General features: G+C 74.4%; 19 protein-coding genes and 1 tRNA gene. 16 read left to right on the forward strand and 4 right to left on the reverse strand.

Features of this window, described 5'->3' with window-relative positions; all coding sequences use genetic code 11:
- Window positions 1–115 precede the first annotated feature (115 nt).
- From ald to ACI79I_RS14570, 7 genes are all read left to right on the forward strand, one after another.
- On the forward strand, window positions 116–1,231 hold the full coding sequence (ald, locus tag ACI79I_RS14540; RefSeq protein WP_456993021.1) for an alanine dehydrogenase: 1,116 nt from the start codon (window positions 116–118) through the stop codon (window positions 1,229–1,231).
- A 95-nt stretch (window positions 1,232–1,326) separates the two neighbouring features.
- Window positions 1,327–2,247, forward strand: coding sequence for a site-specific tyrosine recombinase XerD (xerD, locus tag ACI79I_RS14545; RefSeq protein ID WP_456993022.1), 921 nt, complete (start codon window positions 1,327–1,329; stop codon window positions 2,245–2,247).
- 212 nt (window positions 2,248–2,459) lie between these two features.
- Window positions 2,460–3,368 carry a ParA family protein gene (locus ACI79I_RS14550; RefSeq protein WP_456993023.1) on the forward strand — a complete coding sequence of 303 codons (909 nt, stop codon included), beginning with the start codon at window positions 2,460–2,462 and terminating at the stop codon, window positions 3,366–3,368.
- Window positions 3,365–3,880 carry a hypothetical protein gene (locus ACI79I_RS14555; protein WP_456993024.1) on the forward strand — a complete coding sequence of 172 codons (516 nt, stop codon included), beginning with the start codon at window positions 3,365–3,367 and terminating at the stop codon, window positions 3,878–3,880. Before ACI79I_RS14550 ends, ACI79I_RS14555 begins: the two co-directional genes overlap by 4 nt.
- Window positions 3,881–3,957: 77 nt before the next feature.
- Window positions 3,958–4,779, forward strand: a complete 822-nt coding sequence (locus ACI79I_RS14560; RefSeq protein ID WP_456993025.1) for a segregation and condensation protein A — start codon at window positions 3,958–3,960, stop codon at window positions 4,777–4,779.
- Window positions 4,776–5,618, forward strand: a complete 843-nt coding sequence (gene scpB, locus ACI79I_RS14565) for an SMC-Scp complex subunit ScpB (protein ID WP_456993026.1) — start codon at window positions 4,776–4,778, stop codon at window positions 5,616–5,618. Before ACI79I_RS14560 ends, scpB begins: the two co-directional genes overlap by 4 nt.
- A gap of 167 nt (window positions 5,619–5,785) precedes the next feature.
- Window positions 5,786–6,628, forward strand: coding sequence for a pseudouridine synthase (locus ACI79I_RS14570; protein WP_456993027.1), 843 nt, complete (start codon window positions 5,786–5,788; stop codon window positions 6,626–6,628).
- 78 nt (window positions 6,629–6,706) lie between these two features.
- On the opposite strand, the gene ACI79I_RS14575 is transcribed toward ACI79I_RS14570, so the two are convergent.
- The gene (locus ACI79I_RS14575) at window positions 6,707–7,903 is read right to left on the reverse strand and encodes an ROK family transcriptional regulator (protein WP_456993028.1); all 1,197 of its coding nucleotides are present in this window, start codon (window positions 7,901–7,903) and stop codon (window positions 6,707–6,709) included.
- Between the two features lie 68 nt (window positions 7,904–7,971).
- On the opposite strand from ACI79I_RS14575, the gene xylA reads away from it, so the two are divergent.
- The 8 genes from xylA (at window position 7,972) to ACI79I_RS14615 (ending at window position 15,178) form a co-directional block, all read left to right on the forward strand.
- The gene (gene xylA / locus ACI79I_RS14580; RefSeq protein ID WP_456993029.1) at window positions 7,972–9,159 is read left to right on the forward strand and encodes a xylose isomerase; all 1,188 of its coding nucleotides are present in this window, start codon (window positions 7,972–7,974) and stop codon (window positions 9,157–9,159) included.
- Between the two features lie 17 nt (window positions 9,160–9,176).
- Window positions 9,177–10,637 carry a xylulokinase gene (xylB, locus tag ACI79I_RS14585; RefSeq protein ID WP_456993030.1) on the forward strand — a complete coding sequence of 487 codons (1,461 nt, stop codon included), beginning with the start codon at window positions 9,177–9,179 and terminating at the stop codon, window positions 10,635–10,637.
- On the forward strand, window positions 10,634–11,542 hold the full coding sequence (locus tag ACI79I_RS14590; RefSeq protein WP_456993031.1) for an aldose 1-epimerase family protein: 909 nt from the start codon (window positions 10,634–10,636) through the stop codon (window positions 11,540–11,542). The genes xylB and ACI79I_RS14590 overlap by 4 nt, the downstream gene beginning before the upstream one ends.
- An 89-nt stretch (window positions 11,543–11,631) precedes the next feature.
- Window positions 11,632–11,994 (forward strand): chorismate mutase, encoded by a 363-nt coding sequence (gene aroH / locus ACI79I_RS14595; protein WP_456946991.1) that lies wholly within the window; start codon window positions 11,632–11,634, stop codon window positions 11,992–11,994.
- Window positions 11,995–12,038: 44 nt separating this feature from the next.
- Complete coding sequence (gene cmk / locus ACI79I_RS14600; protein ID WP_456993032.1) at window positions 12,039–12,725, forward strand: (d)CMP kinase; 687 nt, start codon at window positions 12,039–12,041, stop codon at window positions 12,723–12,725.
- Window positions 12,722–14,065, forward strand: coding sequence for a ribosome biogenesis GTPase Der (der, locus tag ACI79I_RS14605; protein WP_456993033.1), 1,344 nt, complete (start codon window positions 12,722–12,724; stop codon window positions 14,063–14,065). The genes cmk and der overlap by 4 nt, the downstream gene beginning before the upstream one ends.
- A 75-nt stretch (window positions 14,066–14,140) precedes the next feature.
- Window positions 14,141–15,016 (forward strand): alpha/beta hydrolase, encoded by an 876-nt coding sequence (locus tag ACI79I_RS14610; protein ID WP_456993034.1) that lies wholly within the window; start codon window positions 14,141–14,143, stop codon window positions 15,014–15,016.
- Between the two features lie 88 nt (window positions 15,017–15,104).
- Window positions 15,105–15,178, forward strand: a tRNA-Pro gene (locus tag ACI79I_RS14615).
- 219 nt (window positions 15,179–15,397) lie between these two features.
- Here the strand turns inward: ACI79I_RS14615 and ACI79I_RS14620 are convergent.
- From ACI79I_RS14620 to ACI79I_RS14630, 3 genes are all read right to left on the reverse strand, one after another.
- The gene (locus ACI79I_RS14620; protein WP_456993035.1) at window positions 15,398–15,739 is read right to left on the reverse strand and encodes a tyrosine-type recombinase/integrase; all 342 of its coding nucleotides are present in this window, start codon (window positions 15,737–15,739) and stop codon (window positions 15,398–15,400) included.
- Window positions 15,740–15,993: 254 nt separating this feature from the next.
- Window positions 15,994–16,830, reverse strand: coding sequence for a MoaF C-terminal domain-containing protein (locus tag ACI79I_RS14625; protein WP_456919651.1), 837 nt, complete (start codon window positions 16,828–16,830; stop codon window positions 15,994–15,996).
- A 24-nt stretch (window positions 16,831–16,854) separates the two neighbouring features.
- Window positions 16,855–17,625, reverse strand: coding sequence for an SDR family NAD(P)-dependent oxidoreductase (locus ACI79I_RS14630; RefSeq protein WP_456993036.1), 771 nt, complete (start codon window positions 17,623–17,625; stop codon window positions 16,855–16,857).
- A gap of 284 nt (window positions 17,626–17,909) precedes the next feature.
- On the opposite strand from ACI79I_RS14630, the gene ACI79I_RS14635 reads away from it, so the two are divergent.
- Window positions 17,910–18,488: a TetR/AcrR family transcriptional regulator gene (locus tag ACI79I_RS14635; protein ID WP_456993037.1), complete on the forward strand. Its 579-nt coding sequence runs from the start codon at window positions 17,910–17,912 to the stop codon at window positions 18,486–18,488.
- Window positions 18,489–18,771: the final 283 nt, after the last annotated feature.

Genomic DNA, 18,771 nt, shown 5'->3' on the forward strand with positions numbered 1-18,771 from the left:
GGGAGGCCCGCTCCCGCCTAGACTCCGCGCGAGGCCCGCCCCGACCGGGCGGCCCAGACGCGTGCGGGACGCCCCCTCACCCTCGGGACGCACCGCCGGGACCAGGAGAGCGACGATGCGGGTCGGGGTTCCCCGAGAGGTCAAGAACCGGGAGTACCGGGTGGCGCTCACCCCCGCGGGGGTGACCGAGCTGGTGCGGGCCGGGCACACGGTGCTGGTGGAGCGTGGCGCGGGGGAGGGGTCCTCGATCCCCGACGCCGACTACACCGCCGCGGGCGCCACCATCGTCGGCACCGCCGACGACGTGTGGGCCGACGCCGACCTGCTGCTCAAGGTCAAGGAGCCGGTCGCCGAGGAGTACGGGCGGCTGCGCGCCGGGCAGACGCTGTTCACCTACCTGCACCTGGCCGCGTCCAAGGAGTGCACCGACGCCCTGGTGACCTCCGGGACCACCGCGATCGCCTACGAGACGGTGCAGACGGCCAACGGCGCCCTGCCGCTGCTCGCCCCGATGTCGGAGGTCGCCGGCCGCATGGCGCCGCAGGTCGGGGCGCACAGCCTGGAGCGGGCGCACGGTGGCCGCGGGGTGCTGCTCGGCGGCGTGTCCGGCGTCTACGCGGCGAAGGTCGTCGTCATCGGGGCCGGGGTGTCGGGCATGAACGCCGCCGCGATCGCCCTGGGCATGCAGGCCGAGGTCGTCGTCCTGGACCGGGACATCGACAAGCTGCGCGCCGCCGACCGCATCTACCAGGGGCACCTGCAGACGGTGGCCTCCAACGCCTACGAGGTCGAGCGGGCGGTCCTCGACGCCGACCTGGTGATCGGCGCGGTCCTGGTGCCCGGCGCCAAGGCGCCGACGCTGGTGAGCAACGAGCTGGTGTCGCGGATGAAGCCGGGGTCGGTGCTCGTCGACATCGCCGTCGACCAGGGCGGGTGCTTCGAGGACACGCGGCCCACCACGCACGACGAGCCGACCTTCCGGGTGCACGAGTCGGTGTTCTACTGCGTGGCGAACATGCCGGGCGCGGTGCCCAACACCTCGACCCACGCGCTGACCAACGTGACGCTGCCCTACGTGATGGCCCTCGCCAACGAGGGCACCGCGGCGGCGGTCCGCGCCGACCGCGCGCTCGCCCACGGGGTGAACGTCGTGGCCGGGCAGGTGGTGCTGCCCGAGGTGGCGCAGGCGCACGGCATGACCGCGGTCCCGCTCGAGGAGGTGCTGTCCTGACGACAGCGACGGGAGCGCCAGCGAGCGAGGAGCGGACCGGCGCGCGCAGTCAGGACGATGGGCGCAGCCTGACGACAGCGACAACTGGGTCCGACGTGGCCCGGGTCGTCACCGGTTACCTCGACCACCTGACCGTCGAGCGCGGCCTGGCGGCGAACACGATCGCCTCCTACCGCCGTGACCTGCGCCGGTACACCGCGTTCCTGCAGGCCGCCGGCGTGCGCGGGCTGGCCGAGGTGGCCGAGAGCGACGTCGCGGGGTTCCTCGCCGCGCTGCGCCAGGGGGACGACGAGCACCCGCCGCTGTCGGCGACGTCGGCGGCCCGCGCGGTGGTCGCCGTCCGCGGGCTGCACCGGTTCGCGCTGCTCGACGGGCTCGTGCCCGACGACGTCGCGCACGAGGTCCGCCCGCCCGCGCCGGCGCGGCGGCTGCCCAAGGCCATCCCGGTGGAGTCGGTGGAGGCGCTCATCGAGGCCGCCGGGACGGTGGAGGGCCCGCGCGGGTTGCGTGACCGCGCGCTGCTGGAACTGCTCTACGGCACCGGCGCCCGCATCTCCGAGGCCGTCGGGCTCGCCGTCGACGACCTCGACCGCGGGCAGGCCACCGTGCGCCTGGCCGGCAAGGGCGGCAAGCAGCGGGTGGTCCCGGTCGGCAGCTACGCGGTGCGCGCGGTCGAGGAGTACCTCGTGCGCGCCCGCCCGGCGCTGGCCGCGGCCGGCCGTTCCGGCGTCCGTGGCGCGCTGTTCCTCAACGCCCGCGGCGGCCCGCTGTCCCGGCAGAGCGCCTGGGCAATCCTGCGGACGGCGGCCGAGCGGGCCGGTCTCACGGCGGAGGTCTCGCCGCACACCCTCCGGCACTCCTTCGCCACCCACCTGCTCGACGGCGGCGCGGACGTGCGCGTGGTGCAGGAGCTGCTCGGGCACGCCTCGGTGACCACCACGCAGGTGTACACGCTGGTCACCGTCGACCGGCTGCGCGAGGTCTACGCCAGCAGCCATCCCCGTGCGCTGACCTGACATCCCGGAGCGCGGCTTTTCGGCAGGCATTGTGCCGCGCTGCGCCTCGACTCGGGACTCCTGTTGTCACGGGTCGCCAAGTCGACACGGCTCGCGGCGTGCCTCCTCGGTAAATCGCCGACTCCTCCCTAGCGTCGTGATCACCCGAGCGGCAGAACGGCTGACCGCTCCGGCTCCGAGCCGGACGGGCACGAGGTGGAGGCAACAGACCGATGGCGATGCGAGGGGACGTGGCCGGCCGGGCCGTCGCGCTCCCGACCGACCCCGGACCGGAGATGGGCGCCGCCGCCTCGCGGCTGGACCCCGCTCGCGCGCGGATGCGGCCCCTGCCCGAGCCCACTCCCCTGACGCAGCACGGGCCGGCCAAGATCATCGCGATGTGCAACCAGAAGGGCGGCGTCGGCAAGACCACGTCGACCATCAACCTGGGCGCGTCGCTGGTCGAGTACGGCCGCCGGGTGCTGCTCATCGACCTGGACCCGCAGGGGGCGCTCTCGGTGGGCCTCGGGGTGCCGGCGCAGCACCTGGACCGCACGATCTACAACGCGCTCATGGAGCGGAAGACCTCCCTGCGCGACGTCCTGGTGCCCACCGACATCCCGGGCCTGGACCTGGTGCCCAGCAACATCGACCTGTCCGCCGCCGAGGTCCAGCTGGTCAGCGAGGTCGCCCGCGAGCAGACCCTGCTGCGCGTCCTCGCCGACGTGCGCGACGAGTACGACTACGTCCTCATCGACTGCCAGCCCTCGCTCGGCCTGCTCACGGTCAACGCGCTGACCGCGGCCCACGGGGTGGTCATCCCGCTGGAGTGCGAGTTCTTCTCCCTGCGCGGCGTGGCCCTGCTGGTGGACACGATCGAGAAGGTCAAGGAGCGGCTCAACCCCGACCTGGAGATCTCCGGGATCCTCGCCACGATGTACGACGCGCGCACCGTGCACTGCCGGGAGGTCTTCTCCCGCGTCGTCGAGGCCTTCGGCGACACGGTGTTCCAGACGGTCATCCAGCGCACCGTCCGCTTCCCGGAGACCACGGTCGCCGGGCAGCCCATCACCACCTGGGCGCCCACGTCCTCGGGCGCCTCGGCCTACCGCGACCTGGCGAAGGAGGTCCTCTCCCTGTGACGCGGCGTCCCGTCCTCCCCGGCGCGGCCGAGCTGTTCCGTCGCACCGACACCGCGCCCGCCCCTGAGGTCACCGAGCTGCCGAGCATCAGCGCGACGGTGAGCTCGCCGGCCCTGCGCGGGGCCGCCGCCCGGCGCGCCGAGTCGGCCGACCCGACCCCGGCGGAGACCACCGCGCCGCTGACGCTGGTCCCCGGTGGCGCCGCCGACACCACCGACCCGCTCGCGGCCTACCGGACCCCGCCCGCCCCGGCGCCGGTCGTGGCGCCCAAGCGGCCCACCCGGGGACGCCCCACCCGGGCGGAGCGGGTCAAGCACGACGAGAAGATCACCGTCTACATCTCCGCCGAGGAGCTGCTGGCGCTGGAGAGCGCCCGGCTGTCGCTGCGGGCCGAGCACGGTGTGGCCGCCGACCGCGGCCGCATCGTGCGCGAGGCCATCGGCGTGCTGCTCGCCGACCTCACCGAGCGCGGCGAGGACTCGGTGCTGGTCCGGCGGTTGAAGGGCCGCTGACCCGGCCCCGTCTCGAGGCTTCCGCCGAGCCTGCGAGGCGTGAGGAGGACGGGGTCCGCTCTCTATCGTGGGGGGACGTGGAGACCCCCGGTGCGGCACCCGAGACCGTCGCGGCTGCCGCGCCGGCGCGGTTCACCGTCCGGCTGACCAACTTCGAGGGTCCCTTCGACCTGCTGCTGCAGCTGATCGGCAAGCACAAGCTCGACGTCACCGAGATCGCCCTCTCGCAGGTCACCGACGAGTTCATCGCCCACCTGCGCGCGCTCGGCGACGAGCTCGACCTGGACCAGGCCAGCGAGTTCCTCGTCGTCGCCTCCACGCTGCTCGACCTCAAGGCCGCCCGGCTCCTCCCGGCCGCCGACGTCGAGGACGAGGAGGACCTCGAGCTGCTCGAGGCCCGCGACCTGCTGTTCGCGCGGCTCCTGCAGTACCGCGCCTACAAGCAGGCCGCCGCGTTCCTGCGCGAGCGCGAGGCCGACGCCGTCCGCCGGTACCCCCGGGACGTCGGCCTGGAGCCACGCTTCGCCGACCAGGTCCCCGAGGTGCTGCTCGGCGTGACCCCCGAGCAGTTCGCGCGGCTGGCCGCCCAGGCGCTCACCCCGAAGGCGCCGGCGGTGGTGAGCGTCTCCCACCTGCACGCCCCGCCGGTCAGCGTCGCCGAGCAGCTGCTGCTGGTGCGCAACCACCTCATGGCGGCCGGGACGGCGACCTTCCGGGCGCTCTCCGCCGACTGCGCGCACACCCTGGAGGTGGTCGCCCGGTTCCTGGCGCTGCTCGAGCTCTACCGCCAGCAGCGGGTGACCTTCGAGCAGCTCAGCCCGCTCGGGGAGCTGCACGTGCGCTGGACCGGCGGCGCCGAACCGGCCGACGACGTCGGCGCTGACGAGGAGTACACGTGACGGAGGAGCAACCGGAGCGGACCCCGATCTCGTGGGAGGCGCTGGCCGCCGAGCTGGCCGCCACCCGGGAGGAGGCCGACGAGCGCGACGGGCCGGACCCGGCCACGTGGGACGCCGTCGCCGCGGAGCTCGCCGCCCGGGTCGCCGAGCGGTCGGCGCCGGTCCCCGAGGCCGGGCCCGCGCCGGTGACCGAGCCGGCGCCGCTGCCGCCACCGGTCGCGGTCCAGTCCGAGCCCCAGCCGGAGCCCGAACCCGAACCCGAACCCGAACCCGAGCCCGAGCCCGACCTCGACCCCGCGGCGCTGCGCGGCGGGCTGGAGGCGCTGCTGTTCGTCGTCGACACCCCTGTCGACGAGGGGACCCTGGCCGGCGCGCTGCGCTGCCCGGTGCCGCAGGTGCGCTCCCTGCTGGCGGACCTGGCCGGGGAGTACGACCGCCGCGGCGCCGGCATCACGCTGCGGCGGGCCGGGGAGGGGTGGCGGCTCTACACCCGCGAGGAGCACGCGCCCGTCGTCGAGCGCTACCTCACCGACGGCCAGCGCAGCCGGCTGACCCAGGCGGCGCTGGAGACGCTGGCGGTGATCGCCTATCGCCAGCCGGTCACGCGGGCCCGGGTGTCGGCCATCCGCGGGGTCGGGGTGGACGGCGTGATGCGGACCCTCATCAACCGCGGGCTGGTGCACGAGGTGGGCGCCGACCCCGACAGCGGCGGCGGGCTCTACGCGACCACGCCGCTGTTCCTGGAGCGGCTGGGGCTGGAGAGCCTCGACGAGCTGCCCGAGCTCGGGCCCCTGCTGCCGGAGACCTCGTCCGTGCTGGACGAGCACCCCGACGCCTGAGCCGCCGGGTCGCCGTCCCGTCCCTCGCCGTCCCTGGCACCGACCTCGCCGTCCACCGCGAGGTGGGTGACGACACCGCGAGGTCCGTGGCCGGGGAGCCGGCTCCCGCAGGCGAGCACTGGCGGCCGGCGGGGGCGCGGGCCCAGCCGGTGGGAGACTGGACGGCGATGAACAGCGCCCCGCACGACGAGACCACCAGCGCGGCCGGCGAAGGCTGGTCGGAGGACATGGAGCTGGCCCCCGCCCATCCCGGCGACCGCGGCCCGGCCGCGGCCGACGTGGAGCGCGAGGGGGAGCGGCTGCAGAAGGTGCTCGCCCGCGCCGGGGTCGGCTCCCGCCGCGTGGTCGAGCAGATGGTCGACCAGGGCCGGATCGCCGTGAACGGCACCACCGTGACCGTGCAGGGCATGCGGGTCGACCCGCAGCGGGACAGGATCGCCGTCGACGGCGTCCGCATCGAGCTGCGCGACGACCGCGTCACCTACGCCCTCAACAAGCCCGCCGGCGTCATCACCGCGATGAGCGACGACCGCAACCGGCCCACCGTCGGCGACATGGTCGGCGACCTCGCGCCGGGCCTGGTGCACGTCGGGCGGCTGGACCAGGACACCGAGGGCCTGCTGCTGGTCACCAACGACGGCGAGCTCGCCCACCGGCTGGCGCACCCCTCCTACGAGGTGCGCAAGACCTACCTCGCCCAGGTGTCGGGCTCCATCCCGCGCGACCTGGGCCGCCGGCTGCGTGCCGGGGTCGAGCTCGAGGACGGCCCGGTGAAGGTCGACTCGTTCTCGGTGGTCGACGTCCACGCCGGCCAGGCGGTGGTCGAGGTCGTCCTGCACGAGGGCCGCAAGCACATCGTGCGCCGCCTGCTCGCGCACGTCGGGCTGCCCGTCTCCCGGCTGACGCGCACGGCGGTCGGCCCGGTCAAGCTCGAGCGCATGCGGGTCGGCTCGATCCGCCGGCTCACCCGCGCCGAGGTCGGCGCGCTGCAGGAGCTCGTCGGCCTGTAGCTCGGGGACGCCGGCCGGGCCGGGTCGGACCAGCCGGCCCGCCGGGTCGGGTCGGACCAGCCGGCCCGCCGGGTCGGGTCAGGCCAGCCGGCCCGCCGGGTCGGCCAGGACGTCGGCCAGTGCCCGCAGCGCGGCTCCGGTGGCCCCGGCGGCGGCCGGCGCGGAGGCCGCCTCGATCGTGGGCCGGCGCCACCGCGCGGAGAGCACCCGCCGGGCCAGCAGCTCCTCCACCCGCGGGCGGAGCAGGTCGGCCAGCGCGCCCAGGTGCCCGCCGAGGACGACGGTCGGGATGTCCAGCACGTTGACGACGCCGGCCAGCGCCACCCCCAGCGCGCCGGCGGCGGCGTCGAGGGCCCGCACCGCGTCGGCGTCCCCGGCGGCGGCCCGCTCGGCGAGCTCGGCCGGCGGGGTGTCGGGGGCGAGCCCGGCGGCCGCGAGCAGCGCGGTGCGTCCTGCGTACTGCTCCAGGCAGCCGGTCGAGCCGCAGCGGCAGGGTGGCCCGTCGGGGTCGACGCACACGTGGCCCACCTCCCCGGCCCAGCCGGCGCTGCCGGTCATGACCTGCCCGGCGAGGACGGCGGCGCCGCCGATGCCGATCTGCCCGGAGAGGTAGAGGAAGTCGCGCAGCGGCCCGGGGCGCCCGGGGGCGGCTTCGGCGACGGTCCGGGCGGCGAGGTCGGCCTCGTTGCCGACGGTGGGCCGCAGCCCGTCCGGGAGGTGCGGCGCCAGCACGTCCGCCGCGGCCACGTCGGACCAGCCGAGGTTGGGCGCGCGCAGCAGCAGGTCGTCCTCGGTGCGGACCAGACCGGGCAGGGCCAGCCCGGCACCGGCCAGCCGCAGGTCCCCGGCCGGCCCGGCGAGCAGGTCGGCGGTCAGGACCCCGAGCCGCCCGAGCGTGGACCCGGGGTCGCTGCCCACGAAGTCGCCCTCCTCGACGGACTCGGCGACGACCCGGCCGCGCAGGTCGAGGACGCGCGCGGCGAGCAGCCCGGCGTCCACCTGCAGCCCCAGGGCGCCGATCCGCGCCCCCGGGAGGAGCGGGGTGGCCGGGCGCCCGCGCCGGGGCGGTGCGACGCGCTCGCCCTCGTCGAGCAGGCCTCCGGCGACCAGTTCGTCGACCAGGCGGGCGGCGGTCGCCCGCGTCGTCCCGGTGCGGACGGCGACGTCCGCCCGGGACAGCGGAGCGGCCGCGGCGCAGACGGTCCGCAGGACGAGGGCGAGGTTGGAGCTGCGCAGCGTGGACTGGCGGGCCCCGGTCCCCTCCGTCGTGCGCACCCCTTGAGGTTAGCGCCGCCGCTGCTTTATGTTCTACGGAAGAACAAAACCCGATGGAGGGATTCCCCATGAGCGCGCAGCCCACCCGCGAGGACAGGTTCTCCTTCGGTCTCTGGACGGTCGGCTGGCCGGCCCGCGACCCGTTCGGCGACGCCACCCGCCCGGCGCTGGACCCGGTCGAGTCGGTGCACCGGCTCGCGGAGCTCGGCGCCTACGGCGTGACCTTCCACGACGACGACCTGATCCCGTTCGGCAGCGACGACGCCGCCCGCGAGAACCACGTCAAGCGGTTCCGGGCCGCGCTGGAGGAGACCGGCCTGGTCGTCCCCATGGTGACGACCAACCTGTTCACCCACCCGGTGTTCAAGGAGGGCGGCCTCACCAACAACGACCGCGACATCCGCCGCTTCGCGCTGCGCAAGGTCATGCGGAACATGGACCTCGCCGCCGAGCTGGGCGCGCAGACCTACGTGCTGTGGGGCGGCCGCGAGGGCACCGAGGTCGACACCGCCAAGGACCTGCGGGCGGCCCTGGACCGCTACCGGGAGGGCCTCGACACCCTCGCGCAGTACTCCGAGGACCGCGGCTACGGGCTGCGTTTCGCGCTGGAGCCCAAGCCCAACGAGCCGCGCGGCGACATCTTCCTGCCCACCATCGGCCACGCCCTGGCCTTCATCTCCACCCTCGAGCACGCCGACCTGGTCGGGGTCAACCCCGAGGTGGGCCACGAGCAGATGGCCGGGCTGAACTACACGCACGGCATCGCGCAGGCGCTGTGGCAGGGCAAGCTCTTCCACATCGACCTCAACGGCCAGAAGGGCCCGCGCTTCGACCAGGACCTCGTGTTCGGCCACGGCGACCTGCTGTCGGCCTTCGCGACCGTCGACCTGCTGGAGAACGGCTTCCCCTCCGGCGGCCCGCGCTACGAGGGCCCGCGGCACTTCGACTACAAGCCGCTGCGCACCGAGGACGTGACCGGCGTGTGGGAGTCGGCCGCAGCCAACATGCGCACCTACCTGCTGCTCAAGGAGCGGGCCGCCGCCTTCCGCGCCGACCCCGAGGTGCAGGAGGCGCTGGCCGCCGCGCGGGTGCCGGAGCTGGCGCAGCCCACCCTCGGCGCGGGGGAGACCTACGAGCAGCTGCTGGCCGACCGCGCCGCGTACGAGGACTTCGACGCCGACGCGGCCGGTGCCCGCCGCGGCGGGCAGGTCCGCCTGTCCCAGCTCGCGCTGGAGCACCTGCTCGGCGCCCGCTGACCCGGTAGACAGACGTCATGACGCTGGTGGCCGGGGTCGACTCGTCGACCCAGTCGTGCAAGGTCGTGGTCCGGGACGCCGAGACGGGCGCCCTCGTGCGGGAGGGCCGGGCGCCGCACCCTGACGGCACGGAGGTCGACCCGGCCGCCTGGCGGGCGGCGCTGCGGACGGCGATCGACGGGGCCGGCGGCCTCGCCGACGTCGCCGCCGTCGCGGTCGGCGGGCAGCAGCACGGGATGGTCTGCCTCGACGAGGAGGGCGCGGTGGTCCGCCCGGCGCTGCTGTGGAACGACACCCGGTCCGCCGGCGCCGCAGCCGACCTGGTGAACGAGCTCGGCGGGCCGGAGGCCGGCGGTCGGGCCTGGGCGGACGCCGTCGGTCTGGTGCCGGTCGCGTCGTTCACCGTCACGAAGCTGCGCTGGCTGGCGCAGCACGAGCCGGAGAACGCCGCGCGGACCGCGGCGGTGTGCCTGCCGCACGACTGGCTCACCTGGGAGCTGGCGGGGCGTCGCGGGGGTGGGTCGGCGGCTGACCGACAGAGCCTGGAGGCCCTCGTCACCGACCGCGGGGACGCCAGCGGGACCGGCTACTGGTCGCCCATCACCGGCGAGTACCGCCTGGACCTGCTCGAGCGGGCGTTCGGCCGCACCCCCGTCGTCCCGCGCGTGCTCGGGCCGGCCGAGCCCGCCGGGACGGTCGCCTCCGACACCCTGGCCGCCGACGGGGGAGCGGTGCTCGGGCCGGGGACGGGGGACAACGCCGCCGCGGCCCTCGGCCTCAACGCCGAGCCCGGGGACGTGGTCGTCTCCATCGGTACCTCGGGGGTGGTCTCCACCGTCTCCACCACGCCCTCGACCGACCCGACCGGGACCGTCGCCGGGTTCGCCGACGCCACCGGGAACTTCCTCCCGCTCATCACCACCCTCAACGCCGCCCGCGTGCTCGACGCCACGGCCCGGCTGCTCGCGGTCGACCACGCGGAGCTGTCCCGGCTGGCGCTGTCCGCCCAGGCCGGGGCCGGCGGCCTGGTGCTCGTGCCCTACCTGGAGGGTGAGCGGACGCCCAACAAGCCGTACGCCACGGGGGCGCTGCACGGCCTCACCCTGGCCACCGCCGACCCGGCGCAGCTGGCGCGCGCCGCCGTCGAGGGCCTGCTGTGCGGGCTCGCCGACGGGCTCGAGGCCGTGGCCGCCGGGGGGACGCCGGTGCGGCGGGTGTTCCTCGTCGGCGGCGGCGCCCGCTCCGAGGCGGTCCGCCGGATCGCCCCCGCCGTCCTCGGCGTGCCGGTGCTCGTGCCGCCGCCGGGGGAGTACGTGGCCGACGGCGCGGCCCGGCAGGCCGCCTGGGTGCTCGCCGGTGGCGACACCCCGCCGGTCTGGCCGAGCGCCGCCACCGAGGTCCTCGAGGCCGACCCCGTGCCCGCCGTCCGCGAGCGCTACGCCGAGGTCCGCGACCTCACCGCGGAGCGCATGCGGTGATCCCGCCCACCGGCGAGCAGTTCGTCCTCCGCTGCGGCGACGCGGAGGCGACCGCCGTGGAGGTGGGCGGGGGCCTGCGCACCTACCGGGTGGGCGACCGCGAGGTCCTCGACGGCTACCCCGTCGAGGAGATGGCCCAGTTCGCCCGCGGCCACGTGCTGGCGCCGTGGCCGAACCGGCTGCGCGACGGCGTCTACACCTGGGACGGCGTGGAGCACCGCACGCCGGTCACCGAGCCCGAGCGCGGCACCGCCATCCACGGGCTGGTGCAGTTCGTCTCCTGGCGGGCGGTGGAGCGCACCGGTGAACGGGTGGTGCTCGAGCACGTGCTGTACCCGCGGCCGGGCTACCCGTTCACCCTGCGGCTGCGGGTGGCCTACGAGCTGTCCGCCGACGGGTTGACAGTGACCACGACCGCCACCAACGAGGGCGCCGCGGCCCTGCCCTACGGGGAGGGCCACCACCCCTACGTCCTGGCCGGGCCGCGGCTGGACGACTGCACCCTGCTCGTACCCGCCGCCACCCGCCTGGAGACCGACGGGCGGGCCATCCCGACCGGCGCGGTGCCGGTCGCGGGCACGCCCTACGACCTGCGGTCCGGACGGCGGCTCGGCGACCTCGTCGTCGACAACTGCTTCACCGGCCTCGAGCGCGGTCCCGACGGGCTGGCCGAGGTGCGGCTGGTGGCTCCCGACGGGCGAGGCGTCGCGGTGTGGCTGGACGCCGGCTACGGGTACCTGCAGCTGTTCACCGGCGACGTGGTGCCCGAGCCGCGCCGGCGCCGCGGTCTGGCGGTCGAGCCGATGACCTGCCCGCCCGACGCCTTCCGGTCGGGCGAGGCGGTGCGCCGGCTGGAGCCGGGAGAGTCGACGACGGCCTCCTGGGGCATCCGGCCGCTGGGCTGAGCGCCGCCGGGAGGGTGGTGGCGGGCGCTCCCTAGACTCGACCGAGGGGCACGGCGACCCGTGCCCCGCATCGATCGAGGAGAGTGGTAGTGGCCGTCCGAGCCATCCGTGGTGCGACCCAGGTGGACGCCGACAAGCGGGAGCTGGTCCTCGACGCCACCCGCGAGCTGGTCGCCGCGGTGATGGAGCGCAACCAGCTCCAGCACGACGACGTCATCAGCATCCTGTTCACCGCGACCCCCGACCTGGTCTCGGAGTTCCCGGCGCTGGCCGCCCGGGAACTCGGCTTCGGGGACGTCCCGCTGATGTGCGCCACCGAGATCGACGTCCCGCACGCGCTGCCGCGGGTGCTGCGGCTGATGGCGCACGTGGAGACCGACCGGCCGCGCGCGGAGGTGCAGCACGTGTACCTGCGCGGGGCCGTGGCGCTGCGACGGGACATCGCACAGTGAGCGAGCGGCAGCGAGCGGACACCACTGTGCGGGATGACAGCCCAGTGAGCGGGTTCCGGGGGCAGGTCACGCTCGACGGGCCGTCGGGGACGGGGAAGTCGAGCGTCGCCCGGGCCGTGGCGACCCGGCTGGGCGCCTCCTACCTCGACACCGGCGCCATGTACCGGGCCGCGACCGTCGCCGTCCTGGACGCCGGCGTCGACCCCGAGGACGCCGAGGCGGTGGCCGCCGTCGTCGCCGCCGCCCGCATCGAGGTCGGGACGGCGGCCGACACCGAGCTGGTGCAGGTCGACGGCGTGGACGTCGCCGTCCGGATCCGCGGCCCGGAGGTGACCCGCGCGGTGTCGGCGGTGTCCGCGGTACCCGCGGTGCGCCGCCGGCTGGTCGACCAGCAGCGGGCGCTGGTGGCGTCGGCCGACGCGGTCGTCGTGGAGGGCCGTGACATCGGCACCGTCGTCCTGCCCGACGCGACGCTGAAGGTCTACCTGACCGCCGCGCCGGAGGCCCGCGCCCAGCGCCGGGCCGCGCAGCTGGGCCTCACCACCCCCGACGAGATCGCCGCGCTCGCCGCCGACCTGCGCCGCCGCGACGAGTACGACAGCAGCCGCGCGGACAGCCCGCTGCGGCCGGCCGCCGACGCGGTGGTCGTCGACAGCACCCACCTCGACCGCGAGGGCGTCGTCGACCGCGTGGTCGAGCTCGCCCACTCCGCGGTGGGGGCGCGGTCGTGACCGTCGAGGGGACCGGCGCGCCGCTGCCGGTCGTGGCGATCGTCGGCCGGCCCAACGTGGGCAAGTCGACGCTGGTCAACCGGATCCTGGGCCGCCGCGCCGCGGTGGTGCAGGACGTCCCGGGCGTCACCCGCGACCGCATCTCCTACGAGGCGCTGTGGAACGGCAAGCGGTTCACCGTCGTCGACACCGGCGGCTGGGACCCCAAGGCCGCCGGGCTCGGCGCGTCGATCAGCCGCCAGGCCGAGTACGCGATGAAGACCGCCGACGTCATCGTCTTCGTCGTCGACAGCACGGTCGGTGCCACCGACACCGACCTGTCCGCCGCCCGCATCCTGCGCCGCAGCGACCGGCCGGTGATCGTCGTGGCCAACAAGGTCGACGACGAGCGCAGCGAGGCCAACGCCGCCGAGCTGTGGTCGCTGGGCCTGGGCGAGCCGCAGCCGGTCAGCGCGCTGCACGGCCGCGGCTCGGGTGACCTGCTGGACCTCGTGCTCGACGCGCTGCCCGAGGCGCCGCGCGAGCAGCTCGACGAGGGCGGCCCGCGCCGCGTGGCCCTGGTGGGCCGGCCCAACGTCGGCAAGTCCAGCCTGCTCAACCGGCTGGCCAAGGAGGAGCGCTCGGTCGTCGACTCCGTGGCCGGCACGACCGTGGACCCGGTGGACTCGATCATCAGCCTCGGCGGCGAGGAGTGGCGGTTCGTCGACACCGCGGGGCTGCGCCGCAAGGTCAACACGGCCAGCGGCATGGAGTACTACGCCAGCCTGCGCACCGAGGCCGCCATCCAGGCCGCCGAGGTCGCCGTCGTCCTGGTCGTCGCCGACGAGGTGATCAGCGAGCAGGACCAGCGGGTGATCAGCCAGGTGGTCGACGCCGGCCGGGCGCTGGTGCTGGCCATCAACAAGTGGGACACCCTCGACGAGGACCGGCACGCGCAGCTGGAGCGGGAGATCGAGCGCGACCTGGCGCGGGTGAGGTGGGCCAGCCGGGTCAACATCTCCGCCGCCACCGGCCGCGGGGTGAACAAGCTCGCCCAGCACCTGCGCGAGGCACTGGCCTCCTGGGAGACCCGCGTGCCGACGGCGGAGCTGAACACCTACGTGCGGGCGCTGGTGCAGGAGACGCCGCCGCCGGCCCGTGGCGGGCGCGCGCCGAAGATCAAGTACGTCACGCAGGCCGACGTCCGGCCGCCGCGGTTCGTGGTCTTCTCCACCGGCTTCCTCGAGGCCGGCTACCGCCGGTTCCTGGAGCGCAAGCTGCGCGAGCGGTTCGGCTTCCACGGCACGCCGATCGAGATCTCGGTGAAGGTCCGGGAGGGGCGGGAGCGCCCGCGCACCTGACGCGCGCCGATGAGTTCGGCCGCCGGGGCGAGTCGACACGGGCAGGAACGCCACGACCCGCCCCGGAGGCCCGCGATGACGACGACCGACACACCCCTGCAGACCCGCACGCTCGAGGTGCCGGGTGCCGTGCTCACCTACGACGTCCGGCCCGGGCCGGCCGGCGCCGGCGTCCTGTTCCTGATCGGGTCGCCGATGGGCGCCGCGGGGTTCGGCACGCTGGCCGGCCACTTCGCCGACCGGACCGTCGTCACCTACGACCCGCGGGGCTCCGAACGCAGCCGGCGCACCGACGGCGCGGCCGGGTCGACGCCGGAGGAGCACGCCGACGACCTGTCCCGGCTGATCGCCGAACTGGACGCCGGTCCGGTCGACGTGTTCGCCAGCAGCGGGGGAGCGGTCAACGCGCTGGTGCTGGTCGCCCGGCACCCGGAGCAGGTGCGCACCCTCGTCGCGCACGAGCCCCCGGCCGCCGCGCTGCTGCCCGACCGCGCGGAGGCGCTGGCCGCGTCCCGGCACGTGCACGAGACCTACCTGCGCAGCGGCTTCGGGGCGGGGATGGCCGAGTTCATCCGGCTGGTCTCCCACCGCGGGCCGGTCCCGGCCGACTGGACGGACACGCCGGCGGACCCGGCGACGTTCGGCCTGCCCACCGAGGACGACGGCTCGCGCGACGACGTGATGCTCGGGCGGCACATCGTCGCCTGCACCCACCACGAGCACGACGTCGCCGCCCTGCGCTCGGCGTCCACGCGGATCGTGCCGGCCATCGGGGCGGGGTCGCACGGCGAACTGGCGCACCGGGGCGGCGAGGCGGTGGCGGCTGCGCTCGGCGTCGCGCCGGTCGAGTTCCCCGGCGACCACGGCGGCTTCCTGGGCGGCGAGTACGGGCAGACCGGTGAGCCGGAGGCCTTCGCCGCCACGCTGCGGCGGGTGCTCGACGCCGGCTGAGGCACGCGGACGACCACCGGGCAGGTGGCTGCGACGGGTGCGGTAACCTCTTCCTGCAGCGATCGGGCGGTGCGAGCCGCCCGGCGCTCGGGCTGTAGCGCAGCTTGGTAGCGCACTTGACTGGGGGTCAAGGGGTCGCAGGTTCAAATCCTGTCAGCCCGACAGCGGGAAACCGCAGTTCAGGGGCCGTATCCGGAGAGATCCGGAACGGCCCCTGACCGCTCTCCGGGGTGGTTTGACCACCATTTTGGCCACCATCAGCCGACCCTGAGTTCGCCACGGCGGGCTGCTGCGATTGCCGGGTCGAGGCCGCGGGCGCTGTTCCTGACGGGTTCGGCGGTCACGGTGGGTGACGGCTGCTAGGTGTGGTTGCGCGGTGAGTTACCGGTCGAAGGCGTCGCCGAGGGTGTCCATCGCCTGGCGGGCGACGTCGGGGGAGACGTGGCCGTAGATGTCGCCGGTGATCGCGATCGACGAGTGGCCGAGGATGTCCGACACCACCTTGAGCGGCACACCCCTCGTGAGCATCACGCTGGCCGCCGAGTGCCGGAGGGTGTGCAGCCCGGCGTGCGGGAGGCCGGCCTTCGTCGCGGTGGCGCGCAGGGCGCGGAAGGCGTTGCGGGGATCGCAGGGCTCCCCGAACTCGGTGGTGAAGACGTATCCCGTCTGCCCGGGCCTCGACGGAGGTCGTCGGATCCCGGGCGCCGGAGCGCATGGCGTCACGACACGGGCATCCATGCCATGTCGATGGAGACGGTCTCGGTGACGGTGGCGATGCGGTCGACAGCAGGCATCTCGACGGCCTTCGCGTTGGCCGCCTGGGCTTGCTCGACGCTGTCGTAGACCAGACGTCGGTCTCCACGAGCCGTCCTGGTTCTTTCCGATGACCGGTACGGCGACGGGTCAGGGATGATGTCGACGGCGCCACGGCCGGCGTGCGGCTGGTGCGGCCGCAGCGCCGACTCGTGAGGGAGCCGTCAGGCGGGGCGCGGGCGGCTCTCGTCCACCCCGGGCACCCGGCCGAAGTCCTGCGCGTAGGCCCCCATCGTCAGGTTCACCAGATCGCCGCTCTGCTGATCGAGGCCGAACTGGATGCCCACGGTGCGCAGGGCGGCCAGGTCGATGAGCACCATGCCCTCGACGCCGACGTTCTTCTCCAGCCAGGAGAACAGATAGGTCTCGTCCCGCAGCTTCCAGTACGTGGCGCTGTCGGTGTCCCCGACGCCGAGCTCGGCGCCGCCGAGGCACAGCCACGTGAACAGGTTTTCGTTGAGGTAGACGTGGTCGTAGACGTCGTCGCTGCTGTAGGCGTACCGGACTCGGTGGCCGATCAGCTCGGTCGTTCGCTCGTGCGCACCGTTGCCAGTGGCGTCGGTTCCGGCGAGCTGCCCCTGGAACCAGCGCTGACGAGCCAGGTGAGGCTCCGGCTGGAGGCCGAGTTCGCCGACGGCGCCGGTGGCCTGGCCGCTGTCGGTGTCGAGCGCCATGGTGACGACGACCGGGTGGTCCTCACCGCTGCGTCGGTAGTGCAGGAAGAACAGGCCCGGCTGCATCTCGAACAGCTCGTAGGTCTCGGACCCCTCGCGTGTCCCGGCGCCGTCCTGCACCGTCCATCGCAGGGTCTCGGCCTCGAACTCGTGGATCAGCGTGAAGTCCGTGCCAGCCTCGCCCGGAACGCGGCATCGCAGTTCCAGACGTCGGCCCGCGAGCGCAGCGGACAGCGGTGGGCGGTACTCGTCGAATCCGTCGGCCATCTCGGTCAACGACGCCCAGTCGTCCTTCGCCCAGCTGAACGTGGGGGTGGTGGTGGTCATGTCAGGTCCTCCATGTGGATTCGGTCAGGGGGTGTCGAAGTCGAGCGGGGGCAGCGCGGAGCGGGCGACGTAGCCGAAGTCGGAGACGATCGGTGACCCGTTGATCGGCGCGCTGACGGGCGAGGCGAGGAAGGCGGCGTGCGCCGCGATCTGCTCGGGCTGCATCACAGGCAGGTTGGCCGTCGCAAAGCCCTGCGGGCGGCCGAGGTCTGCGCGGGACATCGGGGTGTCCACAACGCCTGGACACAGGCAGTTGACGCGGATGCCAGGGTGATCGACGGACAACGCCCGGGTGAGCTGGAGGACCGCGCCCTTCGAGGTGCAGTAGGGCGTCATGCCCTCGAACCCGACGAGAGCCGAGTCCGACGCAATGAAGACCATGGTCCCGACGTCACTTCCGGCCAGCAGGGGAATGCTGTGCTTGGCGACGAGGAAGTTGCCCTTGACGTTGACGGCCATCACCCGGTCCCAGTCCCGCTCGGACACATCGGCCGCAAGGGTCCCGACCGGACCGGAGACGCCTGCGCAGCCGAGCACGGTGTCCAGCCGGCCGAAGGAGTCGACGGTCCGAGCCACCGCGTCGGCCACCTCGGCCTCGACGGTGACGTCCGCCTGGACGAACTCGACGGGGAGCCCCCGCCGCCGAAGCCCGTCGACGGCGGTCTTGCCGTTGGGGCTGCGGTCGAGGACGGCCACGCGGGCGCCCTCGGCGAGCAGGGCGTCGACGCAGGCGCGCCCAATGCCCGAGGCGCCGCCCGTGACGAGCGCGACGCGGTTCGTCAGGTGTAGGTCCACGGGGACTCCTGTCGAGGGAATGCGGCTGAGGCCGGTCGAGATCCACGGGTGAGCGCGGCCGAACGAGACGGTCCCGCCGACATGGACTCCGAACGTTCCGGGCGGGAGTGACCGCTGGCACACGATGCACGAAGTTCCTAGAACTGGTCAAGTGGACAGCGAGATATTGCGAGGGCATGCTCGGTCGATGTCGGGGACGTCCTCGTGGTCGTGCGAGGCTCGTCGCAGCCAGCCGCGGACCTGTGGCATCACCGAACTGGAACTTCGTCGCCGGGAGCTACGCCATGACTGTCGCCAGGACCTCGCCCCACCGGGAGGGACCTCGGTACGGCGAGGGGCGGACCGCGCTACTGGCCGCCGCAGTGCATGTGGGTGCGACCGAGGGGCTGCGTCACCTGACGTACCGATCGGTGGCGGCGGAGGCAGGCGTGGCCCACGGGCTCGTCGCCCACCACTTCGGTACGCGGGACGCTCTGATCGAAGAGGCCCTGCAGTACTCCCTCGAGCACGGCGTGGCCTCGCTCAGCTCGGCCCCCGGAAGTGGTGACGTCGAAGCGCTGTTCGTGGGCGTCCAGACGTGGTTCGAGCAGGAAACCGACGACGCGGTGTTCCAGTACGAGCTCATCCTCGAATCGCGCCGGCGACCGGCCCTCCGCCCCCACGTAGAGCGCCTCTACGAGGCGTATCGGGAGGCTTTGCGCACCGAGCTGCAAGCCTGTGGTCTGCCCGACGATCCGGACCTGGTGCATCTGGTCTTCGCGGCGCTCGATGGGCTGGTCTTCCAGCAGGTCTGCCTCGGTGAGACTGTGGCGACCGAAGGAGCTCTCGAGCGGCTGCGTGGGCTGCTCGGCCGCCTGCGCTGAGGTAGCTGGGCTCGCACTCCCGGACTGTCGAGCGCGTCTAGGGGCGCTCTCGGCCCACCGCCTGGCGGGCCTGGTCTGGCTGCAAGGCAGCTACCACCCGGCGCCCGCGCCGCCGTCGCCGGCTTCCGCGTCCGGGGAATCGCCCCCGGGCGTCCGCCTTGAGGTGCTTGTCGCGCGAGGTTTTCTGCAGAGTCCTTCGCCGGGAACGGAAGCGAGAAGGGCTGTAGGCCGTTGACGCAGCCTGCCTCCGGGTCGCGCCAAGCGCTCGAAAAAACCCCCCGCT

This window comes from Geodermatophilus sp. SYSU D01105 (assembly GCF_054050095.1).